Raw genomic sequence first — 16,612 nt, 5'->3', positions numbered from 1 at the left:
AGGATGACCTTGGCAACCATCAGGGATGTCGCGAAGTATGCCGGTGTATCACCGGCCACCGTGTCCCGGGTCGTCAATGATCTTGTGGGCTACTCCGAGGAGACACGGCACCGCGTCGAAGAGGCGGTAGCCCGCCTCAACTACGAGACCGATTTCATGGCACTCGGACTGAAGACACGACAGACCTCGGTGATTGGACTCCTCGCCCCCATGTTGTCGGACGCTCTTGCCTCCCAGATTATGGTCCTCATCTTCCAGCGCCGCATCGTCGAAGGACTCATCTCCAGAGGTACCAAATGACCGGATCGATGCCCCGGGACCCGAGGCCCGGCTGGTGGCAGGATGCCGTCATCTACCAGGTGTACCCGCGCTCCTTTGCCGACGGCGATGGGGACGGGGTCGGCGACCTAGCGGGCCTGTTGGACCGTCTGCCGTACCTTGCCTCGCTGGGCGTGGACGGCATCTGGATGACCCCGTTCCATCCCTCCCCGCAGGTGGACCAGGGATATGACGTCAGCGACTACTGCGGAGTCGATCCGCTATTCGGCACCATGGAACAGTTCGACAAACTGCTGGAGGCGGCTCACGCCCTGGGGCTCCGGATCTTCCTCGACGTGGTGCCCAACCACTGCTCATCGGAGCATCCCCTGTTCCAAGCCGCCGTCGCCGCCGGTCCCGGCTCACCCGAACGGGCGATGTTCCACTTCGAGAACGGGGGCGACGGCGGAGCCCCGCCGAACAACTGGCAAAGCGTCTTCGGCGGCCGTGCCTGGAGCCGCGTGAATCCCGGTTCGGGCTCGGACCGGCAGTGGTACCTGCACCTCTTCTCACCGGAGCAACCGGACTGGAATTGGCGTAACCCGGCGGTGGGCGACTACTTCGAAGGCGTGCTCCGGTTCTGGTTTGACAAGGGCGTGGACGGCCTGCGGGTCGACGTCGCGCATGCCTTGTTCAAGGCGGACGGACTGCCTGACGCTGAAGGCACTGACGCCGTCGTCAACGGCCTGCGCTCCAACCCGAAAGTATCCGATCAGGAGGACGTGCACGAGGTCTACCGGCGCTGGCGCCGCATTGCCGATTCCTACTCCCCCAGCCGGGTGCTGGTCGGTGAAGTGAATTTGGCACCGGGCCGCGCCGCCCGGTACACCCGGCATGACGAGATGCATCAGGCCTTCGCGTTTGCGTTCGTCAAGCTGGGCTGGGATGCCGCTGCTTGGGCAGCGGTCGGCACTGAACTCGAAGTTGCCCGCCGGACCCACGGGGCGCCGCCAACCTGGGCACTCGAGAACCATGACATCAGCCGTTCCGTGACACGGTTCGGCGGAGGTGAACGCGGAGCTCTCCGAGCACGTGCCGGCCTGCTCACCATCCTCGGACTGCCCGGCGGAGCGTACATCTACCAAGGCCAGGAGCTCAACCTTCCCGACGTCGAGGTCCCGCTTCACGCTCGAGCCGATCCCATGTGGACACGGGGCGGGGTCTCCCGTGACGGGGCTCGCGTCCCGCTGCCTTGGACCATCGCTCCCGACAACGCCTACGGCTTTTCCCCTGCCGCTGCAGCGCAGCCGTGGTTGCCTACACCTGCCTCGTGGGGGTCGCTATCCGTGGAGGCGCACCGCAGCGACCCCAGTTCGACCCTGCATCTGGTGACCACCGCACTCGCATTGCGCAAGCAGCTGATCGAAAAGGAGATCTTCTCACAGAACGACGCCAGCACCTGGCACGTCCACGACACAGGATTGCTTATCTGCGAGCGCGAGGAGCAGATCCTGCTTGCCGTGAACATGGGCGGCGAACCCTCCCGCCTGCCCGGCGGAAGCGTTCTGCTGGCGTCATTCCCCCTGACCCCGGAAGGGCTCCTTCCACCGGACAGCGCCGCCTGGATCCTCAAAGACTAATCCTGGGTATGCCTCCGCACTGTCGTTTCACTGTTCCTGGGATTCTGCGTACCGCGCCCGTATCTCCGGCCCGGCTGCGGGACCGGAGGAAAATACAAACCGGGGATCGGCCCAGCCCGGTGACCAGATCGATCACCGCCGGCTCCACCTCCCGACCGGTCTCGGAGTCCATCAGAATCATCGCCCGCTGCTCGGGCGAAAGCTGGGAATTCCGCCAAGCCGCCATGGCCACCAGAACCGGCCGGTGCGAACGCCCGAAGTCGGTCTGCACATACTCGTGGCGCACCGGCTTCTCCTGGTAGGGACGCTTTTCCAGGATGCCGTTATCAACCAGCCCTTTGAGCCGGGCGGTGAGCATGCTGGAGGAAAGTCCGAGTTCGACTGGAACGGGTCGAAGCGGGTGTAGCCGTCGAAGCAGTCGTGCAGGATCAGAATGGTCCACTACTCCCCCACATAGGACATCGCCATGGACAACGAGCACTCCCGGTCCTCCATACGCACGCGTGCCGGCATCTGCATCTCCTTCAAGACCGGGCACCTCGACCGACGGCCCGGGGTCGCAAATTCCTCCACGGAGTTCGAGTACACCGTCACCGCATCCGGCTGGACGGCAAATGGTTGATGCCCGGCCGGAGGTGCTCGTCCGGCTGGACGGCAACTTTCCCGGTGGCACGGCCGCTTTGCGGCACCGCTTCATACTGGCGGACGGCATAATCTGCGCTCTGACGATCGAGCCCTGACCGCTGTCGGGGCCGACGTTCACCTTCATCAGGCTTCCACCGGCCCCGGTCTTTCCAGGAAGGGACTCCTGTCAGGACGTAGCCAAGGACATTTCCGCTATCCGGCCCACGTGGTCGGTCGCCAGCTCGTAGGTGCGGGCGACCGTCAGGATGGTGGATTCTTGAAAAGGCCCACCGATGATCTGCATGCCCAGCGGAAGACCGGAAGCTGAGAAGCCACAGGGCACGGACACCGCGGGCAGGCCGGTGAGGTTGGCGGGTGCCGACAGCCGAACCATCGCGTCCGTCGCCGGCTCGACGGTCCCGTCCGGCCAATACACCCGTGGATCGTCAGCGGAAACGGCCGGCGCGGCGACAGACGGGGCCATCAGCACGTCAATGTCCGCGAACATCCGCTGCCACTCCTGCTTCATCAGCTGCCGCACCCGCAGGGCGTCAATGTAGTCCGTGGCCAGGATGGTTTCGCCTATCTCCAGAAGTGCACGCACCTCCGGTGTGAACAACTCCGGCGTGGTCCTGAGCGCGTTCCGGTGGTAGGCACTGGCCTCCGGCATCATGATCCCCCACTCAGCTGCTCGGATGCTCTCGGCCCGCGGCACGCGGACTTCCACCAGCTCAGCTCCTTGTTCCTCAAGGACACTGACTGCCGCGGCAACCGCCGCTGCAGTCTCCGGATCGACACGTTCCGTGTAAAAGTTCACCGGAATGCCGATCCGCAGGCCCTTGACGCCACGCTCCAGCCCGGAGGTGAAATCCGGGACGGGAAGATCCACCGAAGCGGGATCCCTGCTGTCGTAGCCGGCCATAGCATTCAGCACAAGGGCAGCGTCAGTGGCGTTGCGGGTAAGCGGCCCCACATGATCCAGTGACCAGGACAGCGAAGCCACCCCGAACCGGGACGCGCGCCCGTAGGTGGGCTTCAACCCCACTGTCCCGCACAAAGCCGCCGGAATGCGGATGGATCCGCCAGTGTCGCTGCCCAGCGCCACCAGGCAGGAGCCGGATGCGACGGCGGCCCCGGACCCTCCGCTGGAACCACCCGGGATAGCGGTCACATCCCAGGGATTCCGGGTTGTCGGCGTAACTGCACCGAAGGCAAATTCGTGCGTGTGCGTTTTTCCCACCATGACCATCCCGGCGTCAGCGAGCGCCGTGACGGCGGCGCTGTCGGTGTCGGGGATGAAATGCTCCCTCACCTTCGAGCTTGAGGTCGTGGCAATACCGGCCGTGTTGTACAGATCTTTGACGCCCAGCGGGATTCCGTGCAGCGGTCCGCGGTACTTACGCGCAGCAATCTCCTCCCCGGCTGCCCGGGCCTGTGACATGGCCAGGTCGGCGGTCACAGTGGCGAAGGCGTGGATCTGCGGCTCGACGGCGGTGATTCGATCCAGCGCGGATTCAGCCAGTTCCAGCGGCGACAGAGTTCCGGAGGCGATGGCGGCGGAGGCGTCAGTGAGCGAGAGTTCGTACGGTTCCATCGTGTTCCTACTTCCAGGAGGCGCTGAAGGCTGTGGCGGGCGGTGTTTCTCCCAGGTCCTGGCTGCTCAGGGTCCTGAGCAGCGTGTGGATCGGCGCTGCCGCTTCCGCAAGGGCGAGGGCGCGTTCAGGGCTGAGCTCCAGTCCGGCCAAGGCGGCCATGCTTCCAAACAGCTCATTGTTCTGATCGGGTGTCTGCATCGTGGTCCTTCGGGTTGCTAACGGTGGGGTGGTGGACGGTTATTGGGTGCCTCCGGGGTTGCGGGCAAGGGCGGAGAATACGGTGGCTGGACTTTCGTACTTGGCTTCGGCCAGCTCAAACATAGAGTCTGCGGCTGCCCGGGCCAAGGGGTACCTGCCCGCAAAGCGGGCCAGTTCGGCATCGGTCAGCGGGATTCTCTCGGCTGCGTATACGCCGGACAGGAATTGGGTGGTTTGTTGCGTCATGGCCATGAGCCCTTTCGAAGGTCGGAGGTGGGTTAACCGGCGGAGAGAACTGGGTCCTCGAGGATGGCCGGGCGCTGAAGATGGTGGTCGGTCACGGTCTGGAAGGCATGACCCACCCGCAGGACTGTGGATTCATCGAAGGCCCGGCCGGCGATCTGTACGCCCAGGGGCAGCCCTGCGGCTGTGAACCCGAACGGAACGGAGAGGACGGGATTCCCGCAGGCGTTCCAGTATCCGGTGAGGTTCACGGTGCTGGGACCGTCCCAGTACCGGTCAACCGTTTCAAAATCGAAGCCCCCGGCAGAGATGGTGGGCGTGATAATGACATCAACGTCTTCCAGCAGGGCACCCACGGCGTCGCGGCCCACGCTGCGGACCCGCTGGGCCTGGACCACGTCGGCCGCTGTGTAAAACGGTCCCATGCCCAGGCATTCACGCAGCCCCTGGGAGTAGTCGCTCCAGCGCTGCTGAAGGTCCTGCCGGTGGTACGCGTATCCTTCGGCGATCATCAGCACGAGCCCGGCCGTTGCAACTACTTCGTAGTGCGGCAGGGTCACCGGTATGACGACGGCGCCAAGCGAGGTGAGCGCTGCTGCCAGTTCGGCGAATCCGGCGTCCAGCTCGCTGCTGGCGGAGAACTCGCCGTCGCGCTCCGCCATGCGGGCAATACCCACGCGCATGCCGGTGAGGTCACGGCCCAGGCCTGCCGTGTAATCCTGGGTTGGCACGTCCGCGGAAGTGGGGTCCGCCGAGGAATGGCCAGCCATGACGTTGAGCATCAGTGCGCAGTCATAACTGGTGCGGGCCATGGGACCAATGTGGTCCAGGGAAAACCCGAGCGGGGCGCACCCGTCCTTGGGTACCCTGCCGTAGGTGGGTTTCAGGCCGGTGATGCCGCATGTGGCCGCCGGTATCCGGATGCTACCGCCCGTGTCGGTGCCCAGCCCGGCGAGGAACATTTCCGCGGCCACGCCGCCTCCGGTTCCGGAGCTGGATCCCCCGGTCCAGGTCTTGGTATTCCAGGGATTACGCGGAATCGGAAAGGGCTTCTCGAAATCGGGGGTCCCGATCGCAAACTCCATGGTGCTGGTCTTACCCACGATCACCGCGCCGGCGGCGCGGAGACGGGCGACAACGGTGGCATCACCGGAGAAGGACGATTGGTCAAAAACCAGGCTTTGCGCCGTCGTCGGCCCCTCCTTTGTGGTGATGATGTCTTTGACGCCAATAGGAATTCCCTCGAGCGGCCCCATGGGGCGCCCTTGGCTCCGGGCCTTGTCGCTGTCCCGGGCTGCGGCAATGGCCTGCTCGCTGTAACGGGAGATAAAGACTCCCAGTTCGGTGTCCAGCGCGTCGGCTTTTTCCAAGGCTCCGGCAACGAGTTCCTCGCTGCTCAGTGCGCCTGATTCAAGGAGAAGCAGTGCCTCGTGGACGGTTACGGGGTTGGGATTCATGGTGTCTCCTGCTGGTGGTCGGGTGATGTGTTGGCGAAAACTGTCCGCGGGCTCCTAGGCGGCTTCGGGTTCCAGGACCGCGTCTAGGAGACTGCGCGTTATGTCGCTTTGCGGGCTGCTGAACATCGTGTCTACGGGGCCTTCCTCGATCAGGTTTCCGTGGTTAAGGACTGCCGCCCGGTCGCACATGAATTCGACGAGCGACAGGTTGTGGGTGATCAGCATCATGGTGAGGCCAAATTCTGCCTGCAGGTCTTTGAGCAGGTTGAGGACCTGGGCCTGCACGGAGACGTCCAGGGCTGCCGTCGGTTCGTCGAGCACAATGAATTCCGGGCGGGTTGCAAGCGCCCGGGCTATGCCCAGCCGCTGTTTTTGTCCGCCCGAGAATTCGTGGGCATACCTCGAGTAATGGCTTTCATCAAGGCCCACGCGCTCCAGGAGTTCAACCACCTGTTTCCGGCACTCCCGCGGCGCACAAATGTCGTACAGCCTGAGTCCGAAGGCGATCTGCTCTCCCACCGGCCGCCGGGGATTGAATGCGGAGCCAGAGTCCTGGAACACCATCTGCATCCGGCTGCGCATTTTGCGCACGTACCGGGCATCCAGCACATTCAGGTCATTGCCGTCGAAGAGCACCGTGCCCGAAGTTGGTGCAACGAGTGACAGGAGCATGCGGCCAATGGTCGACTTGCCGGATCCTGACTCGCCGATCAGCCCCCAGGTCTCCCCCTTGCTGATATGGAAGGAAACATCGTCAACGGCCACAAACTCCGCCTGCGGCGACCGGCGGGACCCCTGACGGTAGGTCTTGCGCAGGTTTTCGACGCGGATCAGTGCATCATTTTCCAGCATGAACAGTCTCCTTTCCCGGGGTGGTTGCGGTGGCCGCTTCAGGCGGAACGGCGGGACGCAGTTCAAAGAGCCGACGCTCGGAGCGGGGCACGCTACGCTCCTCGTCGGTAAGGTGCAGGCGCGGCACAGCTTTCATCAGGGACTCGGTGTAGACGTGCTGCGGGTTGGTCAGCACGTCATTGACGGTGCCCTGTTCGACTACCCGCCCGTGCCGCATCACCGCAACCGTGCGGCACATGCGTGCCACCACCCCAAAGTCGTGGGTGACCATGAGGATGGCCGTTCCCAGGGTGCGGTTAATGTCGATCAGCAGGTCCACGATCTGTTTCTGGACCGTCGCGTCCAGCGCCGTGGTGGGTTCGTCGGCAATCAGCAGGTCCGGTTTCCCGGAGAGTGCCATCGCGATCAACACCCGCTGGCGCTGACCTCCGCTGAGTTCGTGGGAGTAGCTGCGCAGTTTCCGCTCCGGATCGGGCATGCCCACCAGATCCAGGGATTCCAGCGCGAGCCGGTGTGCCTCGGTTTTGCTGACGCCCTGATGCCGCCGGATGACCTCGATCATTTGTGAGCCAACACGGAACGAAGGGTCCAGTCCTGTCAGTGCGCCCTGGAAAACCATTCCGATTTCGCTGCCGCGCAGCGCCTGGACCTCGCGGTCCGAGAGCGTCAGCAGGTCCCGTCCCTTGAAGAGGACGCGCCCTCCGGCAACCCGTGCCCGCTTTGTGCCGAGCAGCCGCATGATGGTCAGCCCGGTGACACTTTTGCCCGAGCCGGATTCGCCCACCAGCCCCAGGATTCCGCCCGCCTCAATCTTGATGTCCACTCCGTCAACGGCCTTTACCAGCCCGCCGTCCGTGTGGAAGTGTGTCTGCAGCCCTTGGACGTCCAACAGTGTCTGTGCCATGTCCGCTCTCTCCTAGCTCGTTTGCTTCCGCGGATCGAGGGCATCCCGCAGCCCGTCGCCGAGAAGGTTGAACGCCACAGCGGCCAGCAGGATCGCCAGACCGGGGACCGTTGCCACATGGGCGTATCCCTCCAGCAGCACTTGATTTCCGTCGGCCGTCATGACTCCCCAGTCCGGGGTCGGCGGTTGGATCCCGACGCCGAGGAAGCTCAGTCCCGCGCCGACGACGATCATCAGGCCGCAGTTCGCCGTCGCGTAGACCACCAGTGGCGACATCACGTTGGGAAGCAGTTCCCGGAAAAGAATGTGGGCGTTGGACGCTCCCTGGCAGCGCGCGGCTTCAATGTACTCCTTGCCGGACTCCTGTACGGCCGCCGTGTAGGCCACCCGAGCCATGTACGGGATGAGGGTGATGAAGATGGCCAGCATGACGTTTGACATTCCACCGCCGATGACCGCGGCAATGGCCAGCGCGAGCAGCACGATGGGAAAAGCAAACACAGCGTCCAACGCCCGCATCATGGCGCTGCCCAAGCGGGTGCGCCCCGCGCCGGCAAACAATCCGACGGCCAGGGCAAGCGGGAACGCCAGCAGCACCGGGACGATTGCCACGCCCAGGGAGTAGCGCCCGCCATAGAGGAGCCGGCTGAGGATATCCCTCCCCTGCCCGTCCACTCCAAGGATATGTCCGGGGGTCAGAGGCGGAGCCAGACGCTGCGACGCATCGCCCACCAGCGGATCGTGGGGGGCCAGCAGCGGTGCAAACAGCGCCGCCATGCCCACGAGCAGCAGCACTGTCAGGGACACCAGAGCAGCTTTGTCCCTGCCAAAGGCGCGCACGGCCAGCCGCAGCCGGGTTGGCTGCGCCGGCTGAGCCTTCCTGAGCGGTGGGCTGACCGAGCTTGGGTGGACCGGGGCCGGGTGCGAAACGGGGAGGACTGAGACGCTCTGGGTCATGATGAGGCTGCCTTTCCGCGTGGGTCAAGGGAGGCGACTGCTACGTCGGTGAGGAGGTTTACGGCTACAAAAACCAGGGCGATAAAGAGGACCCCGGCCTGGATCACGGGAAGATCATTTGCCGTGATCGAGGTGTAGAGCTGCTGTCCCAGGCCCGGCCACTGGAAGACGACTTCAACAAAGATGACACCGCCCAGGAGGTAGCCAACCTGGAGCCCGATGATATTCACAGCCGGCGGCAGCACATTGCGCAGGGCATGCCGCCAGAGGATGCTCGCCTCGGAAATGCCCGATGCCCGCAGCACCCTAATGTAGTCCTGGCTGAGGGTTTCCAGGAGGGCGCTCCGAGTGAGCCGGGCAATGATGGCCAGCGGCACCAGGGCGGAGATGGACGCAGGGAGCACCAAGTGGATGAGCAGGTCCGCTGGCCCGCCGGGGTTGCGTGCGTTGTACATGCCCCCGGTCGGGAACCACTGCAGCGAGAGGCTGAAGACGGCGATGGCGGTCAGTGCCGCCCAGTACACCGGCAGGCTCGCTCCGGCCACCGCCAGAAACGTGGAAATGCGGTCAAACAGCCCGTGCGGCCTGCGGGCCGCCAACACCCCCACTCCTACGCCGGCCACGACGCTGATCAGCAGCGCGGCCATCGCCAGGATCATCGTGTTTCCGAGCCGGGGAAGGATGATTTCGGTGACGGGCTGCCCCAGGTTTACGGAAGTCCCGAGGTCTCCGGCAAGCAGCTGTCCCAGGTAGGCCAGATACTGCATCGCCAGGGGTTCGTTCAGCCCCAGCTCGTCCCGCAGCTGGCGGACCGATTCCTCGGTGGCGCCGCTGCCGAGTACCGCACGTGCCGGGTCGCCGGGAACGAGCTGAACCAGCAGGAAAACAATAATGGTTACGCCGACCAGGATCAGCACTGCTGATCCGCTTCGCCTTAGCAGAAGGTTAGTCATGGTTCAGGCTCACTTCCGTCAGGTCGTACCATTCCTCGTTGGCGAGGGCGAAACCCTCAACTTGGGGCGAGACGATGTACGGCGACTTGTCGTTGACGATGGGGATAAGGGCGAGGTCTTCAGAGGCAACCGCGTTGGCCTGCAGCCAGTGCTTGTTGGCTTCGTCCTCGTTGCTTGCTCCAATGGCCTTGTCCATCGCTGCATCCAGCACAGGGTTGGAATACCGCCCGGCGTTTGGTCCCGCGGGACTCGCCAGGTCCGACGATGTGGTGATGTAGAGCCAGAAAGGTGTGGACATGCCCCATGACATTTGCGCCATCCCGACGCCCGGTTTCAGTCCTGAGTTGTAGTGGGAGATGTAGGAGATCCATTCGTACGTCTTCAAATTGACGGTGATTCCCACCTCCGCGAGGTTTTGCTGGATGTACTGGGCCATGGGGACGGGCATGATTTGTCCGGACCCGTCTACCGAGGTTTCCAAAGTGGTGGTGAACCCGTCTGCGTACCCGGCCTCGGCGAGCAGTTCCCGGGCCAGCTCAGGATCATGCCTGAAGTTCTCCGGATGTTCCTCGTAGCCGGGGTTCGCCGGTGCCTGCACGGAGGCAGCAGGGGTGACCGTGTCCCGCAGGATGTATTCTGCGAGTCCTTCCCGGTCTATGGCCAGACTGATGGCCAGGCGGACCCGATGGTCTTTCATCGGTTCCTCGTTCATGTTCGGTGTGAGGTACCAGGAGTGCGGCGGGGCCGCCTCTACAACTTGGAAGCCTGCATCCTTGAGGTTGGCAACACTGTCCGGGCTGGGCACGGCGATGATGTCGGTTTCCTTGTTCCTGATGGAGGCGATGCGAGCCGCGGCATCGGGAATGGGACGAAAGACCACCCGATCCAACTCGGCCTTCTTGCCCCAGTAATTTTCGTTTCGGACCAAGCTGACCCGCTGTCCGCGGATCCGCTCTTCAAAGACAAAAGGCCCAGTGCCCACCGGGTGGTCCGCGATGTCGTCCCCATACGTTTTCAGTGCCGTGGGGCTGATCATGCCGGTGGATCCCGATCCACCCTGTGCCATCACCCGGAGAAAAGGGGAGAACGGTTCGGACAGAATCAGCTGCACAGTTAGCGGGTCGACAATCTGGATGTCGTCAAGATGCTGCCATAGGAACACTGTCTGTCCTGCTGCCCGTATGTCGTACTGGGGAGCTTCGGTGTCCCACATACGTCGGATGTTGTAGTCAACCGCTGCCGCATCGAATGCCGTTCCGTCGGTGAATTCGACGCCTTGTCGCAGGTTGAACGTGTAGACCAGTCCGTCCGGTGAGACACTCCATGATTCGGCAAGACCGGGGACGAGCGCGGGCACCGCTGCCTCGTCCGCCGGAGTCTTCAAGTCCTCAGTCACTAAGGACTCAAACATCTGTGAAGTGATTCTGTGGGTAACCCAGCCCCCCGCTCCCTGCGGATCCAGGATGTCAGGCTCGGACTCTATGCCTATCACCAGTGTCTTGTCTGAAGCCCCGGCGTGGGCGCTTCCGGAGCAACCAGCGAGCCCCAACATTGCGGAAACAACCAGCGCCGCCAGCCGTACTGATTTTCGCGAACCTGCCATCGGCTTTAGCCCTTCCCTAGTTCCTCAACTCCATCCTGAGCGAGCAATATTTCGGGGAAATTACAGTAGCAATAATATTGTCTTGCCTACATAGAGGGCGTTGAAGATCAGGACTTCAAGAAAGACCTAAAAATGAATTGTGCGCTCTAAGGACGTTTACATAGATTTATTGTGACGATATGAACACGTCATCGTTAGGTAAACCAAAGGCAACAAATCCTTGAAACAAAACACGCCGGGAAGCCCTCCCGAACAGGTCGGAATCTGGGACCACCTCTCAGCTCCTGTCGTATTACCTGACACGCTGTAGTGGGTCAGCAGCACGACGGCGCGGCATTCATCCATGGACCGGCAGCCTTCCGCGGCGTCGGCCAGTGGCAGCATGAGGTCAAAAACCCGACTGGATCGATCTGCCGATCCCAGATTCGCCGAATGGGATCGGGCAAAAGCTCCGCGCGGGAGCGGGACCTCCGAGCCCGTGGGCCAGATCCTTGAGTGCAGCCACCCCCGCGTCACTGCGCTCGGCGATGATATCGGTGGCGCCGAAGTCACGGGCGAGTTGTTGGCGTTCGGAGTGCCGGCCAAAGGCGATATTGCGGTCGCTGCCAACTTGATGACGACGTCCGTCGGTTGTTCAATCACTGGATCGGCCAGGTCCTCCACTCCGACATCCCCGGGGGGCGGACATCCCCCAAGGGCATGGCAGGCAACCCCGCAAGCCCGTCGATGGTAGTTCCCAAAACCGGCCGCTGAGCTGGTTGCACCTCGAGACGTGCTTTCTGGGCCATTGCCTCCGCGGGTACGGCACCGGTAATGGAAAACCTAGCGTGACAAACGGATCACACGCTACGCTCTCGTCACCTTCGTAGGACGGCATCCTTGACGGCCGAGAACCGCGTCTCGGGTCGGTGATGATGAAGCTGCTTGATCCCACGCACTGCACCAGACAAAACCCCATCAATTTCAACTGAACAGAGGGTGACTCAAATGAGAGACTCCGGCAGAATCTGTTTACCGCTTGTCCTGGTTCTGACCGTGAGTGCATGCAGCTCAGGGGCTGATTCAGATGTAACGCCCTCGCCGCCGAATCCACAAACATCCACAACGACCCTAGAAGAGGTCCCGTCACCCGCCGAGGCAAAGGAAACGACGACTCCATCTGAAACCGCCCCAACACTGCCTCCAACCATCGAACCAACAACACAAGTCATGAGCCCGAAAGACATTGCGCTTGCCTATACGCCAAGTGTCGTGCATCTATTCACGGATACCGGCAGCGGAACGGGATTTGTGATCGATGCCGCCGCGGGTCTTGTGGTGACCAATGCCCACGTCGTGAGCGGAGCCGGAGTGCTCAAGGCGGGCCTGTCCAGTGGCGAGCAGGTCTCCGCAAAAACGTTGGGCACTGCCCCCTGCGAGGACCTCGCCGTCGTGCAATTGAATGAGGTTCCGGAAACACTAGTAGAGGTAACACTTGGTGATTCTGAGGAATTGGTAAGCCAGGACACGGTAACCGCTATCGGCTATCCGACCGCCTTCGGAGATTCCCAAACCCAGGACGCGGTCACGACCTCCGGGGCCGTGCAATCGCCGAATTTGTCCGCTGCGCCGGATTCTTCTCTGCCCAACTACTCCTCACTGATCCAGCATGACGCCACCATCAATCCCGGCAACTCGGGTGGCCCTTTGTTCAATGACAAGGGACAGGTTGTGGGCATCAACACGCTTGGCAATACATTGGCCAATGGACGGATTGTCCAGGGGCAGTACTACTCGATCTCGGTTGACAGAGCCGAGCAGTTTATTGACAGGTTGACCGCGGGTGAGTCGATTTCAGACATCGGACTTACGGGGTTCGCCTTCTCCGAAGCTGACATTTCAGGTGTTTACAGCGACGGTTCACAAGTTCAACAAGAAATCCTCGATAAGGGCTACGACGGACTATTTGTCGATTCAGTCACCTCCGGAAGCCCGGCTGACGATGCTTCCATCTTCGTCAACGATTTGATTCTTTCCGCTAACGGTGTGGAGACGAATAGTTTTGCTGAATTGTGCGATGTCCTGGCATCCGCATCGTCCGGCGAGACAGTGAACTTGAGAGGCATGTACCTCCAGGATACGGGGACCAAAAGAGTGGGCGACCTGTGGGAAGCAGAGGTCGAGCTGCAATAGCGTGCTCGTTTGCAGCTGGCAGAGGACCGCCACGAACCCCTGTCGAGCACCAGAAGGGGATCAGGCGGCGGACTTGTTGATCGGCTGGTCCAGTGACAGGCTGATGGTCTGGCCCGGCAGAAGCTCGCCGGACACCCCGTCCACATACCGATACCAGACGGGAACGGTCTCGGTCGTGTCCCGGTTGGCGTCGTACAGAGCCGTGACGCCGAACCGGGCCGAGATGCCGTCTTCGGTGTCCCCGGGGACGGTGGTGTAGGTCAGCGGAACACCGTCGGCATCCGCAGTAAACGTTCCCCGGGCGCCGTCGACCGCCAGTTCACCTGGAATCAGCCGGAGTTTGGTGCCGGCAGGAATCGGGGCGTTCTCAACGAGCGAGGGGTTGTACTGCAGCAGCTCGTCCGTACTGACACGGAACTGGTAGCCCACACCGTCGAAGGAATCGCCGTCGACGGTGGTGTAAAAGAGCCCAGTGCCCCAGGAGTTCCGAACAGCGTCACCGGTGCCGGACCGGCTATCCACCGGGTTCTTCTGCAGTGCGATGGTCCGCCCGGGTTCCACGAAGTAGATGTTGCCCACCTCATGCACGTACGGCACTTTGTTTGCCTCCGCGAGCTGATCATTGGTCACGTTGAACCGGTACGTGATCCCGGCCAAGGTGTCCTCGGGTACAACGGTGTAGCTTGTGGGGATCCCGTTCGGGTCCTCCGTGGAGGCCCCCATGGCACCGACGCCGGGGCCGGCTGGCAGCAGCCGGAGCCGGGTGCCAGGCGCCAGCGGCGTCCCCGGCGCCAGTTCGTTGAACCCGGCAACCTTAGCTTCCGAAAAACCGTAGACCTCAGCCACCGCGGCCAGGGTATCGCCGGTGACGGTGACGTAGAAATCCGGGTTGCCGAACGAATCGGTGACGGTTTCTCCGGCCAGGGACGGCTTCGCGTTAGCGGCAGGCTCCGCTGTGACGGTGGGCGCCGTCGTTGCCGTGGCGGCGGGTGTTTCTGGAGCTGCGGGAGGCTCCGAGGAAGTGCAACCGGCCAGTCCCAGTGACAGCAGCACTGCGGTAGCTGCCGCAGTCCGGCCCACCCAGTGTCCGGGCCGAGGTGAAACACTGTCGGTTTTCGCCATGGTCCTCCCCCGGTTAGCCCGGAGCAAACCGGAGCGCAGTCATTTAGGCCAGAGTGTATCGGACGCCTCTTCTTTGTGCGCCCGATGACGGCGCGCGGTTAGTCCTCGACGCTGCGAATAACCCGGGCCGGGGATCCGACCACCACGGAACGGGCCGGCACATCCTTGGTGACCACGGCTCCGGCGGCCACAACGGCGTCGTCGCCGATGGTCACCCCCGGCAGCACCGTGACGTTGGATCCGAGCCAGACATTTCGGCCAATCGTGACGGGCGCCGGGTGCATGTCCGCTCGCCGGCCGGGCGACAGATCGTGGTTCAGTGTTGCCAGGACGGCGTTGTGGCCAATCAGGCAGTCGTCGCCGATGCTGATTCCGCCCTGGTCCTGGAACCGGCAGCCGGAATTGATGAACACCCGTTTGCCCAACGTGATGTTCCTGCCAAAATCTGCGGAAAACGGCGGGAACACGGCAACCGTTTCATCCACCGGTTTGTCGATCAGCCGGGACAGCAGCTCCCGTACCTGTTCCGGTTCGTGGTAGCCACTGTTGAGTTCGCCGGTAATCCGCAGGGCGGCCTGGCTGGCATGGTGCATGGCCTCATGCAGGGGCGAGCCGGCGGTTATGGTCTCGCCGGCGTTCAACGCTGTGAGCAGTTCATCGAGTTCCATTGGCTCAGTATGCATTGAGCACCAAGCTGTCGAACAGGAGTGATGCAGCCAGCCGAACCGAACGCCGATCTGCGGCTCTGGAAGGGCCCGCGGTCACACCATGCGCTGATCCGGAGCAGGGAATGATTCCCGTCCCCAAGGCGCCGGTATACAAGGTTGCCTCTAGACGGAGATTGCCCTGTGCGCCAACCTGTGGTGGTAGGGGTCGCCGGGAAGAAGCAGCGGAGGCCGGACTTTAGCGTCGTCGTTCCCTGACAACTGTGAGGCCGCATGAGTGATCGTGAGCCACCCGGGTCATCCGGACTTGCCAGGCCAACGCGGATTCTGCTGACCCTGGCGGCTGCCGGTGGTGCCTGCTGGACGGTATGGGCAGGCCGATCGCTCCTGGGACCGCTGGTGCTGGCCGCGGCGCTCGTCATTATCGCGCTGCCCGCACGAAAACCCTTGGACCGGCGCGGCACCCCAGGCTGGGTAGGCACGCTCGTCGTCGTGTCAATCTCGTGGGGAATCCTGCTGGTTCTGGCCGTGCTGGTCCTTCTGGCTCTGGGGCAGTTCGCGCGCATTCTGGCCGACTACGCCGGCCAGCTGCAAGAGAGCGCCGAGACGCTTGAGTCGTTTTTCCGAAGCCTCGGGTTCAGCACCGTATCGATGGACGACTTAACGCGGGCAATCCAGCCCTCTGCACTCCTGACGACCGTTTTCAATGCCGGCACGCAGCTGCTGGGCCTGGGCACGGCCGTCTTTTTTGTCTTCGCCTACGCGATGTTCCTCGGGATGGATGCTGCACGGTGGCAGAATCCCCCGGCCGAGCTAGCGGAGGCGAGCGGCCGGCGGCTGCAGGCCTTCAACCGGTTCACCGCCGCATCCAACCGGTACTTCCTCGTCAACTCAATCTTCGGGCTGATCGTCGCGGTGATTGACGGACTCGCCCTCTGGGTCCTCGGCGTACCCGGTCCATTCGTCTGGGCGGTGCTCGCGTTCGTCACCAACTACATCCCCAATATTGGTTTCGTCCTGGGCGTGGTGCCTCCCGTCGTGCTCGCTGTCGCCGTCGGCGGATGGGGGCTGGGACTGCTGGTGCTGGCCATTTACTGCATCGTCAACGTCACCCTCCAAGTGCTGATCCAGCCCCGGTTCGTGGGTGAATCAGTAAGGCTGAGCGTCACGCTGACCTTCGCCTCGGTGGTTCTCTGGACAACCCTGCTGGGAGCAGTCGGCTCGCTCCTGGCTGTGCCGCTTACCCTCTTCGCCCGCTTCCTGATCATCGGAGGGGATCCCGGTGCGCGCTTCGCGCAGTGGATCAGCGGCGATGACGGCCCGGAGGATCCCTCGCCGAGACAGCTCCCCTCATGACCCTTTCTTCCAG

Annotated in this window: 17 protein-coding genes; 5 read left to right on the top strand and 12 right to left on the bottom strand. The window is 62.9% G+C overall.

Annotated elements, in window-relative coordinates; all coding sequences use genetic code 11:
• The first annotated feature begins 9 nt into the window (after positions 1-9).
• The gene (locus tag CXQ89_RS08630; RefSeq protein ID WP_104161419.1) at positions 10-300 is read left to right on the top strand and encodes a LacI family DNA-binding transcriptional regulator; all 291 of its coding nucleotides are present in this window, start codon (positions 10-12) and stop codon (positions 298-300) included.
• On the top strand, positions 297-1,898 hold the full coding sequence (locus CXQ89_RS08625) for an alpha-amylase family glycosyl hydrolase (RefSeq protein ID WP_104160966.1): 1,602 nt from the start codon (positions 297-299) through the stop codon (positions 1,896-1,898). Before CXQ89_RS08630 ends, CXQ89_RS08625 begins: the two co-directional genes overlap by 4 nt.
• Here CXQ89_RS08625 and CXQ89_RS08620 read toward each other — a convergent pair.
• Entirely contained in the window at positions 1,888-2,256 is a 369-nt protein-coding gene (locus tag CXQ89_RS08620; protein WP_219815581.1) for a helix-turn-helix domain-containing protein, read from the bottom strand. The genes CXQ89_RS08625 and CXQ89_RS08620 overlap by 11 nt on opposite strands.
• Before the next feature lie 108 nt (positions 2,257-2,364).
• On the opposite strand from CXQ89_RS08620, the gene CXQ89_RS18335 reads away from it, so the two are divergent.
• On the top strand, positions 2,365-2,520 hold the full coding sequence (locus tag CXQ89_RS18335) for a hypothetical protein (protein WP_181032331.1): 156 nt from the start codon (positions 2,365-2,367) through the stop codon (positions 2,518-2,520).
• Between the two features lie 189 nt (positions 2,521-2,709).
• Here CXQ89_RS18335 and CXQ89_RS08615 read toward each other — a convergent pair whose 3' ends face one another.
• The 9 genes from CXQ89_RS08615 to CXQ89_RS08575 are packed head-to-tail and all read right to left on the bottom strand — an operon-like array spanning position 2,710 to position 11,092.
• A complete protein-coding gene (locus CXQ89_RS08615; RefSeq protein ID WP_104160965.1) occupies positions 2,710-4,116 on the bottom strand; it encodes an amidase in 1,407 nt (468 codons plus the stop codon).
• Between the two features lie 7 nt (positions 4,117-4,123).
• Positions 4,124-4,315 (bottom strand): hypothetical protein, encoded by a 192-nt coding sequence (locus CXQ89_RS08610; protein ID WP_104160964.1) that lies wholly within the window; start codon positions 4,313-4,315, stop codon positions 4,124-4,126.
• 39 nt (positions 4,316-4,354) lie between these two features.
• Positions 4,355-4,561, bottom strand: coding sequence for a hypothetical protein (locus CXQ89_RS08605; protein ID WP_146067217.1), 207 nt, complete (start codon positions 4,559-4,561; stop codon positions 4,355-4,357).
• Between the two features lie 32 nt (positions 4,562-4,593).
• Entirely contained in the window at positions 4,594-6,015 is a 1,422-nt protein-coding gene (locus tag CXQ89_RS08600; protein ID WP_104160962.1) for an amidase, read from the bottom strand.
• Between the two features lie 54 nt (positions 6,016-6,069).
• The gene (locus CXQ89_RS08595; RefSeq protein ID WP_104160961.1) at positions 6,070-6,867 is read right to left on the bottom strand and encodes an ATP-binding cassette domain-containing protein; all 798 of its coding nucleotides are present in this window, start codon (positions 6,865-6,867) and stop codon (positions 6,070-6,072) included.
• Positions 6,854-7,771: an ABC transporter ATP-binding protein gene (locus CXQ89_RS08590; RefSeq protein ID WP_104160960.1), complete on the bottom strand. Its 918-nt coding sequence runs from the start codon at positions 7,769-7,771 to the stop codon at positions 6,854-6,856. Before CXQ89_RS08590 ends, CXQ89_RS08595 begins: the two co-directional genes overlap by 14 nt.
• Positions 7,772-7,783: 12 nt before the next feature.
• Positions 7,784-8,728, bottom strand: coding sequence for an ABC transporter permease (locus CXQ89_RS08585; RefSeq protein WP_104160959.1), 945 nt, complete (start codon positions 8,726-8,728; stop codon positions 7,784-7,786).
• Positions 8,725-9,681 (bottom strand): ABC transporter permease, encoded by a 957-nt coding sequence (locus tag CXQ89_RS08580; protein ID WP_104160958.1) that lies wholly within the window; start codon positions 9,679-9,681, stop codon positions 8,725-8,727. The genes CXQ89_RS08585 and CXQ89_RS08580 overlap by 4 nt, the downstream gene beginning before the upstream one ends.
• On the bottom strand, positions 9,674-11,092 hold the full coding sequence (locus tag CXQ89_RS08575) for an ABC transporter substrate-binding protein (protein ID WP_219815580.1): 1,419 nt from the start codon (positions 11,090-11,092) through the stop codon (positions 9,674-9,676). Before CXQ89_RS08575 ends, CXQ89_RS08580 begins: the two co-directional genes overlap by 8 nt.
• Before the next feature lie 1,401 nt (positions 11,093-12,493).
• Between CXQ89_RS08575 and CXQ89_RS08570 the strand changes: the two genes are divergently transcribed.
• On the top strand, positions 12,494-13,456 hold the full coding sequence (locus CXQ89_RS08570) for a S1C family serine protease (protein WP_181032268.1): 963 nt from the start codon (positions 12,494-12,496) through the stop codon (positions 13,454-13,456).
• A gap of 60 nt (positions 13,457-13,516) precedes the next feature.
• Here the strand turns inward: CXQ89_RS08570 and CXQ89_RS08565 are convergent, their stop codons facing one another.
• Positions 13,517-14,578 carry a LysM peptidoglycan-binding domain-containing protein gene (locus CXQ89_RS08565; protein WP_104160955.1) on the bottom strand — a complete coding sequence of 354 codons (1,062 nt, stop codon included), beginning with the start codon at positions 14,576-14,578 and terminating at the stop codon, positions 13,517-13,519.
• A 98-nt stretch (positions 14,579-14,676) separates the two neighbouring features.
• On the bottom strand, positions 14,677-15,246 hold the full coding sequence (locus CXQ89_RS08560) for a DapH/DapD/GlmU-related protein (RefSeq protein WP_104160954.1): 570 nt from the start codon (positions 15,244-15,246) through the stop codon (positions 14,677-14,679).
• A 270-nt stretch (positions 15,247-15,516) separates the two neighbouring features.
• Here CXQ89_RS08560 and CXQ89_RS08555 point away from each other — a divergent pair, with 270 nt between their 5' ends.
• Positions 15,517-16,599, top strand: a complete 1,083-nt coding sequence (locus tag CXQ89_RS08555; protein ID WP_104160953.1) for an AI-2E family transporter — start codon at positions 15,517-15,519, stop codon at positions 16,597-16,599.
• Positions 16,600-16,612 lie beyond the last annotated feature (13 nt).

The organism is Arthrobacter sp. ZGTC212 (assembly GCF_002929255.1).
GTDB lineage: Bacteria > Actinomycetota > Actinomycetes > Actinomycetales > Micrococcaceae > Arthrobacter_B > Arthrobacter_B sunyaminii.
This window is presented reverse-complemented; position numbering and strand designations above follow the sequence as displayed.